Here is a 13,971-nt window from a genome sequence, read left to right on the forward strand (position 1 = left end):
GCGCCGGACTCAGGCGAACCAGATGGTTCGGAATCCGTGACCGAAGCCCGCCAGGTTCAAGGTCCCCTTGCTCGGCGAGAGCCCGGCGACCTTGGCTGAGTGACCGTCGATCAGGCTGTTGAAGTAGGGGATGATGTAGCCGCCGGTGTCGTACTCCGCCTTCTGCATCTCGTGCTCGATCTCGATCCGCTTGGCGGAGTCGGTCTCGGCCAGGGCCTGCTTGTACAGGTCGCCGAAGTTCGAGCCCTCGCCCGACGAGGGCGGCCAGTGGGTCTCGTTGTAGGGCGAGTTGGGCAGCGAGCCCTGCTGCACCTGGTTGAGGTAGCCGCGCGTACCCCAGAAGTCCACGGAGAACGCCAGCTTCAGGTAGGCGTCGCCGTAGTAGTTGGGGTCGTTCTTCACGGTGATGTTCACGCCCGCGGCCTTGGCCTGCGAGGCGAAGACGCTGGCCAGCTCGACCATGCCGGACGCGCCGTTGGTGGTGTGCAGGTCGACGGTGAGGCCTTCCTTGCCCGCCGACTTCAGCAGCGACTTGGCCTGCTCGATGTCCTGCTCGCGCTGCGGGAGGTCCTTGTTGTAGCCCTCGTCGAACGGCGAGTAGATGTCGTTGGCGACCTGCCCGTAGCCCGACCCGAGCTGCTCGAGGATCTGCTGGCGGTCGACGATCAGCCGCATCGCCTGGCGGACCTTCGGGTCGTTGAACGGCGCCATGTCGATCGCCATGCAGATCGGGATCCAGCCACCGGTCTGGGAGATCAGCGGCACGACACCCGACGACTTCACGGCGTTGACCTGGTTGGCGGGCAGGTCGGTCATCGCGTCGATCTGGCCACCCTTGAGGGCGTTGATCTGCGCGGTGGAGTCGCTGAAGTCGATGATCGTCACGCTGTCGAAGTACGACTCGCGCCAGTAGCCGTCGTACCGCGTGTGAACGCTCTGCTGGCCCGGGGTGAAGCTCTTCAGCTTGTAGGCGCCGGTGCCGATCTGGGTGGAGACGTCGCCCTTGAAGGCCTTATAGCCCACGGGCACGATGCCGAAGGTGTAGCTGGCCAGCGTCTGCGGGATCGTCGAGTCGGCGGTGAGCAGCGGCAGCTGCACGGTGAGCTTGTCGATCTTCTTGACGTTCTTGATGTCCATCGTCGCGGTCGCGGCGAAGCCGGTCAGCCCGTTGGCCTGCGTGCCGATCCGCTGCAGCGAGTAGATGACGTCGTCGGCGGTCAGCGGCTTGCCGTTCTGGAACGTGATGCCGTCGCGCAGCTTGATCGTGTACTGCTTCGGGTTGTCCGCCGAGACGCTCTCGGCCAGGCCGGTGGTCTGCAGCTGGTAGTTGTCGTCGAACTCCAGCAGCGTCTCGAACGCCGAGACCAGGCGGGCCTGGTCGGGCTTGGTGACGATGTTCTGGCCGTCCATCATGTCCTTGGAGCCACCACCGGTGACACCGAGCTTGAAGTCGCCCCCCTTCTTGGGCGTGCCCGCGGCGGCCGTGTCCGTGCCGCCGGCCGGGGCCGGGGCGCTGCCGCCGCCGCACGCGGCCAGCGAGCTCGCCATGATGACGCCGCCCGCACCCATCAGGAGGTTGCGTCGCGAGAGGGGCAGCCAGAGGCCGTCCTGCCTCTCGACGACCTGCCAACGCTTGTCGTCTGTTCCGGTCATCTGCGTGCCCCTATCGCTGGCCGGTCGCCCGCGGCGCCGCCGAAGATCGGCATCGCCCTGTTCCGAGTGTTCACATGATGAACGTACGGTTCACTTGCGTGTCAAGGATCACGCGCATAAAAAGCGCGACAGCGGGTAATAGGGCTGAATTGCCCGGAAATGGGTGCGTCATGAGCAACAACGACGACCTCGAGGACCTCGACACCTTCCGCGAGCCGCAGCGTGGCTTCCACCACGTGGAGGTGCCGGCGCCGGCACCGCAGCCCTGGCCGGTCGAGCCCCGGCACCTGGCCGTCCGGTTCGCCGGCGCCGGCCGCGAGCTGGGTCTCGACGACTTCCTCACCTCCACCTCCGCCACGTCGTGCGTGGTCGTCGTGGACGGCGTACTCGTCCACGAGTGGTACGCCGCCGGGGTCGGCCCGCAGGACCGGCTGCTGGGCAACTCCGCCACGAAGTCGGCGCTCGCGCTGCTCACCGGCATCGCCGTGCGCGACGGGCTGCTCGAGCTCGGGTCACGAGTCGCCGACCACGTCCCCGAGCTCCGCCGTGGCGGCTACGCGGACGTGACGTTGCGGCACCTGCTGACGATGACCACCGGCGTCGGCTGGGTCGAGGACTACCACGACCCCGACAGCGAGGCGTCGCGGATGATCGCCCGCTGGCGCGCCGGTGCCGGCGGGATCCGCGAACAACTGGCGAGTATCCCGGCGGGCGACGAGCCCGGAACGCGCTACGCCTACTGCAGTCCGGACTCGATGGTGCTCGACTGGGTCCGCGAGCGGGCCACCGGCCAGTCGTTCCCGGACGCGCTTGCCGAGGTGTGGTCGGTCGTCGGCGCCGAGCAGCCGGGCGTGGTCGGCCTGGACGGGCCGGTCGAGGGCGGCGGTGTGGCCATGGCGGCCGCCGCGCTGGCCGCCTCGGCCCGCGACTGGGCGAGGATCGGCTGGCTGCAGGTGGACGGCAGCTGGGCCGGCAGCCCTGTGGTCGACCCGGCCTGGGTGGCGGCGAGCAGCCGCCCGGAGCTCTCCTTCCTGGCACCCGGTCGGCTGCCGAGCACGATCACGACCCATGCCGGGTTCGGCTACCACTGGTGGCCGCTGGACGCCGACGGGACCCGGGTGATGGCCGACGGCATGCGCGGCCAGTTCGTGTACGTCGACCGGCCCCGTCGTACCGTCGTCGTGAAGACCTCGGCGTGGCCCTACGCCGATGCCTGGTGGGACCGCCAGTGCCGCGACCTGTCCTACCTCGCGCTGCCCGCGATCGCCGAGGCCGCGGTCGTGGGCTCATGACGGCCCGGCCCCGGCGGGCCCTGCGCGCCGACGACGCCCCATGCCACCATGACCCCGTGGCCACCACTACGGACACCGGCGTGGACGACTCGGACGTCGAGCCTCCGGCGCGTGTGCAGTCCGTGGACCGCGCCCTGCGACTGCTGGAGGTCGTGGCCGCCACGGCTCCCCGCGGCGAGACCGTGACCACCCTCGCCACCCGGTGCGAGATCAACCGGGCCACGGCGTGGCGGCTGCTGGGCACCCTCGAGGCCCGCGGCCTCGTCGAGCGCGACCCGAGCACCAACCGCTACCGGATCGGCCTGGCCATGATCCGGATGTCCGCGTCGGCAGGCTACGACGGGCTCGTCCGCCGGACCCGGCACGTGCTCGAACGGGTCTCGGAGCAGACCGGGGAGACCGCCGACCTCGCGGTGGCGGGCCGGCACGGCGTGACCTACGTCGGCGAGGTGGCGCCGCCGTCGGTGATGGCGATCAACTGGGTGGCCCGCGAGGTGCCCCTGCACGCCACGTCGACCGGGAAGGCCTTCCTGGCCTGGCTCCCAGCGGAGGAGGCCCGGGGCCTGCTCGACCTGCCGCTCCCCCGGTTCACCGACACCACCGTGACCGACCCCGACGTCCTGATGGCCGATCTCGCCGGCATCCGCGAGCGCGGCTACGCCGAGTGTTCCGGGGAGCTGGAGCCGACCCTGTACGGCGTGTCCGCGCCGATCCTGAACCTGGACGGGCGACCGCTGGGCGTCTTCAGCATCTGGGGGCCGGTCAGCCGGGTCCCCACCGCCCGCTTCGCCGAGCTGGGGCCGGTGGCCGTGCAGGCCGCCGAGGAGGTCCGGGACGCGCTGCTGGGCTGACCCGCGCGGGCTCTTGACAGGGAGCCGGACGAGGAAGACCGTTTCACATGATGCGACGACCGTTCGCATCGTGCGACGAACGTCTCGACTCAGGAGCACCCCATGGCGGCACGCAAGGTCATCATCACCTGCGCGGTGACCGGATCGGCACACACGCCGACCATGTCCCCCCACCTCCCCTACACGGTCGAGGACGTCGTGGCGCAGTCCGTGGCGGCCGTCGAGGCCGGCGCGGCGATCATCCACCTCCACGCCCGCGACCCGCGCGACGGCAGCCCGACCGCGGACCCCGCCGTGTTCCTGGACTACCTCAAGGGCATCAAGGACTCCACCGACGCGGTCGTCTCGATCACCTCCGGCGGTGGCACCGGGATGTCGGTCGAGGACCGTCTCCGCGTGATCTACCAGACCCGCCCGGAGCTGTGCACGCTCAACCTCGGGACCTTCAACTACGGCAGCTTCCCGATGATCCCGAAGTACGCCGGGTCCTGGAAGTTCGAGTGGGAGGAGCCCTATCTCGAGAGCACCCGGGTCGAGCCGTTCGTCAGCACGTTCGCCGACATCGAGCACATGCTCACCGACGTCCGCCGGCAGACCGGCTCGCGCTTCGAGTACGAGGCCTACGACATCGGCCATCTCTACACGCTGGCCTACTACCTCGAGGCCGGGCTCGTCGAGCCGCCGATCTTCCTGCAGACGATCATGGGCGTGATGGGCGGGATCGGGGCCACGGTCGAACACCTCGCCCACATGAGGTCGACCGCCGACCGGCTCCTGGGTGACGCCTACGAGTGGTCCGTGCTCGGCGCCGGCCGCCACCAGTTCGAGATGATCACGGCCTCGGCGGTGATGGGGTCCCACGTGCGGGTCGGGCTCGAGGACGGGCTGTTCATCGGGCGCGGTGAGCTCGCCGAGTCCAACGCCCAGCAGGTCGCCAAGATCCGCAGGATCCTCACCGAGCTCTCGATCGAGGTCGCGACCCCGGAGGAAGCGCGGGCCATCCTCGGGCTCAAGGGCCTCGACCAGGTCGGCTGGTGAGCCCAGCCGGAGCACGACCGGCACCGGACGCCGTACGCACCGTCACCGTCATCGGCACCGGAGTCATCGGGGGCGGCTGGGCCGCCCACTTCCTGCGCCGGGGGTACGACGTCGTCGCCTGGGACCCGGGACCCGGCGCGGAGGCCCGCCTGTCCGGACTGCTCGACACGGCGTGGCCGTCGCTGGAACGCCTCGGCCTGGCGCCGGGAGCCGACCGCGCCCGGCTGCGGTGGGCCGACACCCTCGCGGAAGCGCTGGCCGACACCGACTTCGTGCAGGAGTCGTCGCCGGAGGTGCTGGAGAAGAAGGTCGCCCTGCTCGCCGAGATCGACCGGCTGACCGACCCGGACGTCGTGGTCGCGTCGAGCACCTCGGGCCTGCTGATGACCGACATGGCGGTGGACTGCGTGCACCCCGGTCGGTTCCTGGTCGGCCACCCGTTCAACCCGCCCTACCTGATCCCGCTGGTCGAGGTGGTCGGCGGGCGGAAGACCGACGCGGACGCCGTGGCCTGGGCCGACGAGTTCTACACCGCGGCCGGCAAGACCGCGCTGACCATGGAGCAGGAGGTGCCCGGCTTCGTCGGCAACCGGCTCCAGGAGGCGCTGTGGCGCGAGGCCCTGCACATGGTCGACTCCGGCCAGGCGACGGTCCAGCAGATCGACGACTCGATCGTCCACGGGCCGGGCCTGCGCTGGGCGATCATGGGGCCGATGCTGACCTTCCACCTCGCCGGGGGCCAGGGCGGGATGGCGCACATGCTCGACCACTTCGGTCCCGCGCTGCTCGAGCCCTGGACGCGGCTCGAGGCTCCGGTCCTGACTCCCGACCTGCGCGACCGCGTGGTCGCAGGGGCGGTGGCGCAGGCCGGTGACCGCACGGTGTCCGAGCTGGAGCGGAGGCGCGACGCGTTCCTGGTCGACCTGCTGCTGCTTCTCGAGCGACACCGTGGTGACGATGCCTGAGAGCGGCCCCGCCGCCGGCCCGCCGTTCACCGCCTACCGACAGCCGGTCCGCGCCGAGTGGCTCGACTACAACGGCCACCTGAACGACGCCAGCTACGCGGTCGTGCTCAGCGCCGCGCACGAGCTGGTGCTGGAGAGTCTCGGCCTCAGCGCCGACTACCGGTCCAGCCACCGGGCGTCGATGTTCACCGTCGAGACCCACCTGCGCTTCCTCGCCGAGGTCGCCTCCGAGCAGGTGCTGACCGCGGCGACGATCCTGGTGGAAGCGGACCGCAAGCGGTTGCGCCTGCACACCGAGCTGTCCGCGGACGGGCAGCTCGCAGCCACCGGGGAGAGCCTGTACCTGCACGTCGACACCGTCGCGGGGCGCACGGCCCCGATCCCCGACGACCGCTATGCCCGGGTCGAGGCGATGCTCGAAGCGCACGCCGGGCTCCCGCGCCCGGCGCACCTCGGGCTCGGCGTCGGGTCCCGGCCGTGACCGAGCCGACCGGTCGCCGGGTCACCACGCCGTACGAGGGACGCCCCGCAGTCTGGGACGACGCGGCACCGATCGAGGCGCCTCTGCGGCTGCACCGCACGACCGCTCCCCCGGAGTGGATGGACTACAACGACCACATGAGCGAGTCGTGCTTCCTGCTCGCCTTCGGTGACAGCGCCGACGCCTTCTTCCGGTTCCTCGGGATCGACGAGGCCTACCGGGCGGGCGGACACTCGCTCTACACCTCACAGACCCACCTGCACCACCGGCACGAGGTCTCACTCGGCGAGCCCCTGGCGATGACCGTGCAGCTGCTCGACCACGACCGGCGTCGGCTGCATGTCTTCCACGAGATGCGCGACGGCGAGACCGGCCTGGTGCTCGCCGAGGCCGAGCAGCTCCTGGTGCACGTCGACACCGCGGCTGGGCGCTCCACCGACCTGCCGCCGGAGCTGCTCCGGCGGCTCGACAGGATCGCCGAGGCGCACGGGGTCCTGCCCCGACCCGACGTGGTGGGCAGACCGATGGGCATCCGGCGTACGACCAACGACGACCCGGCACAGCAACGATAGGGAGCGGTCATGGACTTCGGCCTGGACGACGAGCAGCGCGCGATCGTCGACACGGTACGCACGTTCGTCACGCGGGAGCTCTACCCCCACGAGGAGGCGGTGGAGCGGGCCGGCGACGTGCCACCGGAGCTGGTCACCCAGATCCGGACCAGGGCGATCGCGGCCGGGCTGCACGCCGCGAACATGCCCGAGGAGCTCGGCGGCGGCGGGCTCGACGCCGTCGCGATGACCCTCGCCGAGGGCGAGCTCGGCAAGGCCAGCTACGCCCTGCAGTGGCTGGTCGCCAGGCCCAGCAACATCCTGCTCGCGTGCGAGGGCGACCAGCGTGAGCGCTACCTCCTGCCGGCCGTCCGCGGCGAGCGCTACGACTGCTTGGCGATGAGCGAGCCGGGGGCGGGCTCCGACGTCCGCTCGATGACCACCCGAGCGGTCCGCGACGGCGACGACTACGTGGTCGACGGCACCAAGCACTTCATCAGCCATGCCGACAAGTCCGACTTCGTGGTGCTGTTCGCCGCGACCGGGACCGAGGAGGTCCGCGGCCGGTCGGTGAACCTGATCACCGGCTTCCTGGTGGACCTCGACACTCCCGGCCTGACCGTGCGTCCCGGCCCGGACAGCGTCTCGCACCGCGGCTACCACCACAGCGAGCTGGTCTTCGACGGCTGCCGGATCCCCGCGGCCAACCGGCTCGGCGAGGAGGGTCACGGCTTCGACCTGATGGGTCAGTGGCTCGGCGCCAGCAGGCTGACGGTCGCTGCGACCAGCGTCGGGCGGGCCCGGCGGGTGCTGGAGATGACGCTGCGGTGGGCCGCGGACCGCGAGCAGTTCGGCCAGCCGATCGGGCGCTTCCAGGGCGTCGGGTTCCAGCTCGCGGACATGGCGACCGAGCTCGAGGCCGCCGGGCTGCTGACGATGCGGGCCGCGTGGAAGCTGGACCGGGGGACGATGACCGACCAGGACGCGGCCATGGCGAAGGTCTTCGCCTCCGAGGCGCTGGGCCGGATCACCGACGCCGCCCTCCAGATCCACGGTGGCATGGGCCTGATGACCGAGCTGCCGATCGAGCGCTTCTGGCGCGACGCGCGCGTGGAACGGATCTGGGACGGCACCAGCGAGATCCAGCGCCACATCATCAGCCGCGCCCTCCTGCGCCCACTGGGCGGCTGACGCCGGGTGGCCGAGAACCTCCGCACCCCTCTCCAACGTCTGCTCGACCCCCGCACGGTGGCCGTGATCGGCGGGCGCCCGGCCGAGGTCGCCGTCGAGCAGTGCCGGGCGATCGGCTACACCGGTGAGATCTGGCCGGTCCACCCCGGCCGCGAGCGGCTGGGTGGGATCGCCTGCTTCCCCGACCTCGCGGCGCTGCCCGGCGTGCCGGACGCGGCGTTCGTGGCGGTGAACCGCGAGCGCACCGTCGAGGTGGTCGGCGAGCTGGCCCGGCTCGGTGTCGGCGGCGTGGTCTGCCACGCGTCGGGGTACGCCGAGGACGGCGAGGAGGGCGCGCGGCTCGAGCGGGACCTGGTCACCGCGGCCGGAGGCCTTGCCCTGATCGGGCCCAACTGCCTGGGCCTGGTCAACTACCTCGACGGCGTGGCCCTGTGGCCGGAGCAGCACGGTGGGGTCCGGGTCGAGCGCGGGGTCGCCCTGATCGCCCAGAGCGGCAACATCGCGGAGAACCTCACCATGCACCGACGATCGCTCCCGATCGCGGCCCTCGTCACCATCGGCAACGGGGCCGTGACCGGCGTCGTGGACCTGGTCGAGGCGATGCTCGACGACCCACGGGTCACCGCGATCGGCCTGTGCCTGGAGGAGATCCCGGAGGTTGCGGCCTTCTCGCGGGTGGCGATCGAGGCGCTGCGTCGGCGGGTGCCGGTCGTTGCCCTGAAGTCCGGCTCCTCCGAGCTCGGGGCCCAGGTCACACTGAGCCACACCAGCTCCCTGGCCGACTCCGACGTACTGGTCGACGCACTCCTCGCGCGGCTCGGGATCGCCCGGGTCCACGACGTGGAGACCTTCCTGGAGACCCTCAAGCTCCTCCACGTCCACGGCGCCCGGCCCGGTACGACGATCGCGTCGGCGAGCTGCTCGGGCGGCGAGGCCGCGCTGCTCGCCGACCTGGCGCACCAGACCGGGCTCACCATGCCGGCGCTGCCCGATGCCGTGCGGGCGCGCCTGCACCACGTGCTCGGGGACCGGGTCTCGGTCCGCAACCCGCTCGACTACCACACCTACATCTGGGGCGACGCCGACCGGCTGACCGAGTGCTTCACGGCGTTGCTCGGCGCCGGTCTCGACCAGCACCTGCTGATGCTCGACTTCCCGCGCAGTGACCGCTGCGACGTCGGTGAGTTCGAGACCACCGTCGCGGCCTGGCAGGCCGCCCATCGCGCGACCGGCGCGCGCACGTGCGTGGTGTCCTCGCTGCCCGAGTCGATGCCCGAGGACCTCGGTCGGCGACTGCTCGATGCGGGGATCGCCCCGATGCAGGGGATCAGCAGCGCCCTCACCGCGATCGCCCTGGCGGCCCGGGTCGGTGAGGCGCAGGAGACGGTCGACACGATCGTGCCGCTGCCCACAGTCGGTCCGCTCGAGGTCGGGCCCGACGGCGACACCGCCTGGGACGAGGCACGCGCCAAGGCTGCGCTGACGTCGTACGGGCTGAGCGTTCCGGCCTCGGCGGTCACCGACGACCTGGAGGAGCTGCCCGCCCTGGCCACCGGGCTCGGCTACCCGGTGGTGCTCAAGGCGCTCTCGCCCGGCCTGGCCCACAAGTCCGACGTGGGCGGCGTGGTGGTCGGCCTGGACTCCGAGGACGCGGTGCGACGCGCAGCCGTCGGGCTCGCCCGGGTCGCCGACCGCTTCCTGGTGGAACGGATGGTGCCCGGCGCCCTGATCGAGCTCCTGGTCGGCGTGCAGCGCGACCCTCGACTCGGTCTGGGTCTGACCGTGGGCGCGGGCGGCGTGCTGGTGGAGCTCGTCGACGACACCGCGACGCTGCTGCTGCCCGCGACCCGCCCCCAGATCCGCGCCGCGCTGACCTGCCTGCGGATCGGTCCGCTGCTCACCGGCCATCGTGGTCGGGTCGCGGACCTGGCCGCGGCGGTCGAAGCCATCGAGGCGATCGCGGCCTTCGCCATCGACCACGCCGACCGGCTGGTCGAGGTCGAGGTCAACCCCTTGCTCGTGCTCGCGGAGGGGGCGGTGGCGGTGGACGCGCTGATCCGCTTGGCTGGCCCGGTCGGCTGACCGGACGACCCGAAGGAGCTGCTGGGCATGGTGGACGTACGTACCGAGGTGCTCGACGGCGTGCTGGTCGTCACCCTGGACCGGCCCAGCGCCAACGCCGTCGACGTGGCGACCAGCCACGCGCTCCACGACGCCTTCACCCGGCTGGAGCGCGACCCGGACCTGCGCGTGGGGGTGGTGACCGGCGCGGGCGACCGCTTCTTCTGTGCCGGCTGGGACCTCAAGGCCGCGGCGGCGGGCGAGGCCGTGGACGCCGATCACGGACCCGGCGGCTTCGCCGGCCTGACCGAGCTCTTCGGCCGGACCAAGCCGGTGATCGCCGCGGTCAACGGGCTGGCCCTGGGCGGGGGGCTGGAGCTGGCGCTGGCCGCCGACCTGATGGTGGTGGCCGAGCACGCCCAGCTCGGCCTGCCCGAGGTACGGGTCGGGCTGGTGGCCGACGCGGGCGGACTCCTGCGGCTCCCGCGTCGTCTCCCGGAGGCGATCGCCCGCGAGCTGTTGCTGACCGGGCGCCGGATGACGGCCGCCGAGGCGGGTCGCTGGGGACTGGCCAACCGGATCGTCGACTCGGCCGAGCTGATGGACACGGCCTTGGCGCTGGCGGCCGAGATCACCGCCGGCGCGCCCCTGGCGGTCGCGGCGATCCAGGAGATCCTGGCCGCCACCGCCGGGCTCGACGTCCGCGAGGGCTACGCCCGGCTGCGGGCCGGCGACCTCACGTCGTACACCCGGATGCAGCGGTCGGAGGACGCCGTCGAGGGACCGCGCGCGTTCACCGAGAAGCGCGAACCGCGGTGGCGCGGCCGGTAGCCCTAGCCGGAGACGACGACCTCGACGCCGGCGACGCGGGGCTCGCCGGCGCGCACGATGACGACGCCGGTGAGCAGCAACAGGCCGCCACCGAGCTGGAGCAGCCCCGGCAGCTGGCCGAGCAGGAGCCACGCGAAGACCACGCTGAACAGCACCTCGAGCAGGGCCGCGAACGACGCGACCCGGGCACCGAGGGCGCGGCTGGCCAGGATGCCGGAGACGTAGGACACCGCGGCGGTGAACACACCGAGCGCCAGCACCGGCAGCCACCACGGCACGTCCACGCCGTTGTACGTCGCGTCCCCGGCCGTGGCGGACAGGTCGACCAGCCCGACGGCGCCGGCCAGCCCCAGGGCGACGGTGCCGACGACGAGGCCGCCGGCCGCGAGCACGATCGGGGGCAGGCCGTTGTCCTCGCCCGCCGAGACCACGAAGAAGAACGCACAGCCGACCATGCCGCCCAGCGCCCAGAGCACGCCGATCCCGTCCACCGAGCCGACCGAGAACACGTCGAGCACCAGCAGCAGCCCGGCGATGGCCACCGCGGCCCCGGTCAGGGTGACCCGCCCGGGCCGCTGGCCGTGCCGGGCCCAGAGCCAGCCGATCACCGCGACCGGCGCGGCGTACTCGACCAGGATCGCCACCGCCACCGGGAGCCGGGCGACGGCGTTGAAGTAGGAGAACTGGCAGCCGGCGACGGCGACCAGGCCGAAGGCCAGCAGGAAGCCGGCGTTGCTGCGGAGCAGGTGCCAGCGACCCCTCAGCGCGACCAGGGCCGGCCCGGACAGGGCCAGGGCGCCGACACCGATCCGGCAGAGCACCAGGGCGCCCGGCGACCAGCCCGCGTCGAGCAGGCCGGCGGCCAGGGCACCGGAGAGCCCGAACGAGGCCGCCGCGACCACGGCGAAGGCCAGGCCCGCGCCGGTACGGCGCTGACGCGTGACCTGCTGGTCATGGGTCAACGTCGTCATGGCAGATGACGCTACGTGTGACTCGTGTAATCTGTCAACGTGCTTTTCACTCATGACGCGGAGATGTCACTGAAGGCCGCGGTCGCGCTGGCGAACTCCGCCCTCGAGCCGGACACCCTGACCACGGGCGAGGACCTCGAGCTCTTCCTCGACGAGTACGACAACACCGGAGCCCGGCGGGGCGACTCGGGAGAGCTGGAGGCCGTCCGCGAGCTGCGGCCCCGCCTGCGCACGCTGCTGACCAGCGACCGCGACACCGCCGCCACGCTCGTCAACGAGCTCCTCGCCGAGACGCACGCCCTCCCCCAGCTCGCGCGTCACTCGGGTTACGACTGGCACATCCACGCCGTCGCCATGGACGCCCCCGTCGCCACCCGGATCGCGGTCGAGACCGCGATGGCGATGGTCGACGTGATCCGGGCCGACGAGATGTCGCGCCTCGACGTCTGCGCCGACCCCGACTGCGACGGGGTCGTGCTCGACCTCTCCCGCAACCGCTCCCGCCGCTTCTGCAGTACGACGTGCGGCAACCGGGCCGCGGTCGCGGCCTACCGCGCCCGCCAGCGCTGACCCCCCACCTCGCCCTCGGGGCGTGAGGGTCGACCCGCCAGTGCTGCTCAGCTCTCCGCCGGCTCCGCAGCCCGGAACACCCAGCGCAAGGCGTCGGGCAGCAGGACCCCGAGGTGGTTGGGGCTGTGGCCGCCGTCCCCCAGCACCAGGCGGACGTCGTACTCCGCCTCGGCCAGCGCCGCGGCGACCCGGAGGTTCTCGGCCAGCCAGTTCCCCTCCGGCTCGTTCCAGCCGAGGTCGCGGTGACCGGCCTGCATGAAGACGCGCAGCGGCTTGCGCGGCGACACGGGGATCAGCGCGGGATAGGGGTTCCCGCCGGGCATCTGCGCGAAGCTGGACAGGGAGCAGATGACGCGGCCGAAGACGTCCGGGCGCAGCCACGCCGCGGTGAAGGCGCAGTTGCCGCCGCTGCTGCCGCCGCAGACGCCGCGTCGGGCCGGATCGTCGGTGATCGACCAGCGCCCGGTGACCTCGGGGAGGATCTCCTCGACCAGGAAAGTGATGTAGCGCTCGTCGAAGGCGTCGTACTCGGCGTTGCGGTTCTTGCGTTCGTCGGGGTCGGTGCGGTCGGCGAAGACGCCCGGGTCCACGAACACGGCGATCGTGACCGGCAGGTCACCACGATGGATCAGGTTGTCCAGCACGACCGCGCCGCGTACCTCTCCGTCGGGGTCGAGGTACCACTCTCCGTCCTGGAAGACGATCAGCGACGCCGGCTCGCCCGGGTCGTACTGCGCCGGCACGTACACCCAGACCCGGCGCGACGTACCGGGATAGACGCTGCTCGCGTTCCACTCGAGCTCGGTGATGCTGCCAGTCGGCACGCCGTCCTGGACGGTCGAGTCGGGACCGTGCAGGTAGCGGACGTCCGACTGGTCGAGCGGGAGCGGGCTGAAGGGGATCTCCGAGGTCATCCTCCGCAACCTAACAATCCGAGCCGTCGTCCCAGCACCGAGGCCACGAGTGAGGAGGGTCCGGATGCGGTGGCGTTCTCCGTGCTGGCTCCTCGCCGTCGCGGCACTCGCGGCGTGCAGCAGCGCCGCCTCGGTCGAGCCGTCCGGCCACCCGCCGGGCACGGCGGCGTCCGTCACGACGCCGTCCAGCCGACCGACCTCTCGGGCAGTCGTGGAGCACAGGATGCGGGGCACCAACGGGGACGACGTGCTGATCGGGACGGCGGGCCGCGACGTCATCGACGGGTTGCGCGGCACCGACGTCATCCGCGGCGGGCCGGGCGCCGACGAGCTGAGGGACTACTCCGGCGTCGGCACCGGCCGGAAGCTCGACACCACCGTCGATGCCTTCCACGGCGGCCCGGGTGACGACGTGATCTACGCCAGCCATCACGACCGCGTGGACGCCGGGCCTGGGAACGACACCGTCTACGCGGACTACCTCGTGCCCGGCGTCGTGATCGCCTGCGGTCCGGGCCGCGACGTGGTGATCACCAACGACGTGTTCCCGGGGATCGTGCTGAAGGGGTGCGAGAGGCTCCGCGTCCAGTACGCCGGCTGAC

At 71.9% G+C, this 13,971-nt stretch carries 14 protein-coding genes; 11 read left to right on the plus strand and 3 right to left on the minus strand.

What is annotated here, in order from left to right; all coding sequences use genetic code 11:
- Positions 1 to 9 precede the first annotated feature (9 nt).
- A complete protein-coding gene (locus E3N83_RS08255) occupies positions 10 to 1,653 on the minus strand; it encodes an ABC transporter substrate-binding protein (RefSeq protein ID WP_151082821.1) in 1,644 nt (547 codons plus the stop codon).
- Between the two features lie 170 nt (positions 1,654 to 1,823).
- On the opposite strand from E3N83_RS08255, the gene E3N83_RS08260 reads away from it, so the two are divergent.
- The 9 genes from E3N83_RS08260 to E3N83_RS08300 all read left to right on the plus strand — a co-directional run bounded on the left by E3N83_RS08260 (position 1,824) and on the right by E3N83_RS08300 (position 10,914).
- Positions 1,824 to 2,945 carry a serine hydrolase domain-containing protein gene (locus tag E3N83_RS08260; protein WP_191908013.1) on the plus strand — a complete coding sequence of 374 codons (1,122 nt, stop codon included), beginning with the start codon at positions 1,824 to 1,826 and terminating at the stop codon, positions 2,943 to 2,945.
- Between the two features lie 56 nt (positions 2,946 to 3,001).
- On the plus strand, positions 3,002 to 3,796 hold the full coding sequence (locus E3N83_RS08265; RefSeq protein ID WP_202879355.1) for an IclR family transcriptional regulator: 795 nt from the start codon (positions 3,002 to 3,004) through the stop codon (positions 3,794 to 3,796).
- Positions 3,797 to 3,898: 102 nt separating this feature from the next.
- Positions 3,899 to 4,834, plus strand: a complete 936-nt coding sequence (kce, locus tag E3N83_RS08270) for a 3,5-dioxohexanoate:acetyl-CoA acetone transferase (protein WP_151082824.1) — start codon at positions 3,899 to 3,901, stop codon at positions 4,832 to 4,834.
- Complete coding sequence (locus tag E3N83_RS08275; RefSeq protein ID WP_191908014.1) at positions 4,831 to 5,799, plus strand: 3-hydroxyacyl-CoA dehydrogenase NAD-binding domain-containing protein; 969 nt, start codon at positions 4,831 to 4,833, stop codon at positions 5,797 to 5,799. The genes kce and E3N83_RS08275 overlap by 4 nt, the downstream gene beginning before the upstream one ends.
- Positions 5,792 to 6,280 (plus strand): thioesterase family protein, encoded by a 489-nt coding sequence (locus tag E3N83_RS08280; protein WP_151082826.1) that lies wholly within the window; start codon positions 5,792 to 5,794, stop codon positions 6,278 to 6,280. The genes E3N83_RS08275 and E3N83_RS08280 overlap by 8 nt, the downstream gene beginning before the upstream one ends.
- Positions 6,277 to 6,852, plus strand: coding sequence for a thioesterase family protein (locus E3N83_RS08285; protein ID WP_202879356.1), 576 nt, complete (start codon positions 6,277 to 6,279; stop codon positions 6,850 to 6,852). Before E3N83_RS08280 ends, E3N83_RS08285 begins: the two co-directional genes overlap by 4 nt.
- A gap of 9 nt (positions 6,853 to 6,861) precedes the next feature.
- Positions 6,862 to 8,022 carry an acyl-CoA dehydrogenase family protein gene (locus tag E3N83_RS08290; protein WP_151082827.1) on the plus strand — a complete coding sequence of 387 codons (1,161 nt, stop codon included), beginning with the start codon at positions 6,862 to 6,864 and terminating at the stop codon, positions 8,020 to 8,022.
- Between the two features lie 6 nt (positions 8,023 to 8,028).
- On the plus strand, positions 8,029 to 10,104 hold the full coding sequence (locus tag E3N83_RS08295; protein ID WP_151082828.1) for an acetate--CoA ligase family protein: 2,076 nt from the start codon (positions 8,029 to 8,031) through the stop codon (positions 10,102 to 10,104).
- A 27-nt stretch (positions 10,105 to 10,131) separates the two neighbouring features.
- Complete coding sequence (locus tag E3N83_RS08300; RefSeq protein ID WP_151082829.1) at positions 10,132 to 10,914, plus strand: enoyl-CoA hydratase-related protein; 783 nt, start codon at positions 10,132 to 10,134, stop codon at positions 10,912 to 10,914.
- Positions 10,915 to 10,916: 2 nt separating this feature from the next.
- Here the strand turns inward: E3N83_RS08300 and E3N83_RS08305 are convergent, their stop codons facing one another.
- Entirely contained in the window at positions 10,917 to 11,885 is a 969-nt protein-coding gene (locus E3N83_RS08305; RefSeq protein ID WP_151082830.1) for an EamA family transporter, read from the minus strand.
- Positions 11,886 to 11,924: 39 nt separating this feature from the next.
- Between E3N83_RS08305 and E3N83_RS08310 the strand changes: the two genes are divergently transcribed.
- A complete protein-coding gene (locus E3N83_RS08310) occupies positions 11,925 to 12,455 on the plus strand; it encodes a CGNR zinc finger domain-containing protein (RefSeq protein ID WP_151082831.1) in 531 nt (176 codons plus the stop codon).
- Between the two features lie 47 nt (positions 12,456 to 12,502).
- Here E3N83_RS08310 and E3N83_RS08315 read toward each other — a convergent pair whose 3' ends face one another.
- On the minus strand, positions 12,503 to 13,369 hold the full coding sequence (locus E3N83_RS08315) for an alpha/beta hydrolase (protein WP_151082832.1): 867 nt from the start codon (positions 13,367 to 13,369) through the stop codon (positions 12,503 to 12,505).
- 64 nt (positions 13,370 to 13,433) lie between these two features.
- Between E3N83_RS08315 and E3N83_RS19505 the strand changes: the two genes are divergently transcribed.
- Positions 13,434 to 13,970: a hypothetical protein gene (locus tag E3N83_RS19505; RefSeq protein WP_191908015.1), complete on the plus strand. Its 537-nt coding sequence runs from the start codon at positions 13,434 to 13,436 to the stop codon at positions 13,968 to 13,970.
- Position 13,971 lies beyond the last annotated feature (1 nt).

It is taken from the genome of Nocardioides cynanchi, from assembly GCF_008761635.1.
In the GTDB taxonomy this organism is placed as follows: domain Bacteria; phylum Actinomycetota; class Actinomycetes; order Propionibacteriales; family Nocardioidaceae; genus Nocardioides; species Nocardioides cynanchi.

Bases quoted from the DNA above. Each gene is read 5' to 3' on its own strand.
- E3N83_RS08300 (WP_151082829.1), top strand. From the start codon at position 10,132: ATGGTGGACGTACGTACCGAGGTGCTCGACGGCGTGCTGGTCGTCACC.
- E3N83_RS08305 (WP_151082830.1), bottom strand. From the start codon at position 11,885: ATGACGACGTTGACCCATGACCAGCAGGTCACGCGTCAGCGCCGTACC.
- E3N83_RS08255 (WP_151082821.1), bottom strand. From the start codon at position 1,653: ATGACCGGAACAGACGACAAGCGTTGGCAGGTCGTCGAGAGGCAGGAC.
- kce (WP_151082824.1), top strand. From the start codon at position 3,899: ATGGCGGCACGCAAGGTCATCATCACCTGCGCGGTGACCGGATCGGCA.
- E3N83_RS08260 (WP_191908013.1), top strand. From the start codon at position 1,824: ATGAGCAACAACGACGACCTCGAGGACCTCGACACCTTCCGCGAGCCG.
- E3N83_RS08290 (WP_151082827.1), top strand. From the start codon at position 6,862: ATGGACTTCGGCCTGGACGACGAGCAGCGCGCGATCGTCGACACGGTA.
- E3N83_RS08315 (WP_151082832.1), bottom strand. From the start codon at position 13,369: ATGACCTCGGAGATCCCCTTCAGCCCGCTCCCGCTCGACCAGTCGGAC.
- E3N83_RS19505 (WP_191908015.1), top strand. From the start codon at position 13,434: ATGCGGTGGCGTTCTCCGTGCTGGCTCCTCGCCGTCGCGGCACTCGCG.
- E3N83_RS08280 (WP_151082826.1), top strand. From the start codon at position 5,792: ATGCCTGAGAGCGGCCCCGCCGCCGGCCCGCCGTTCACCGCCTACCGA.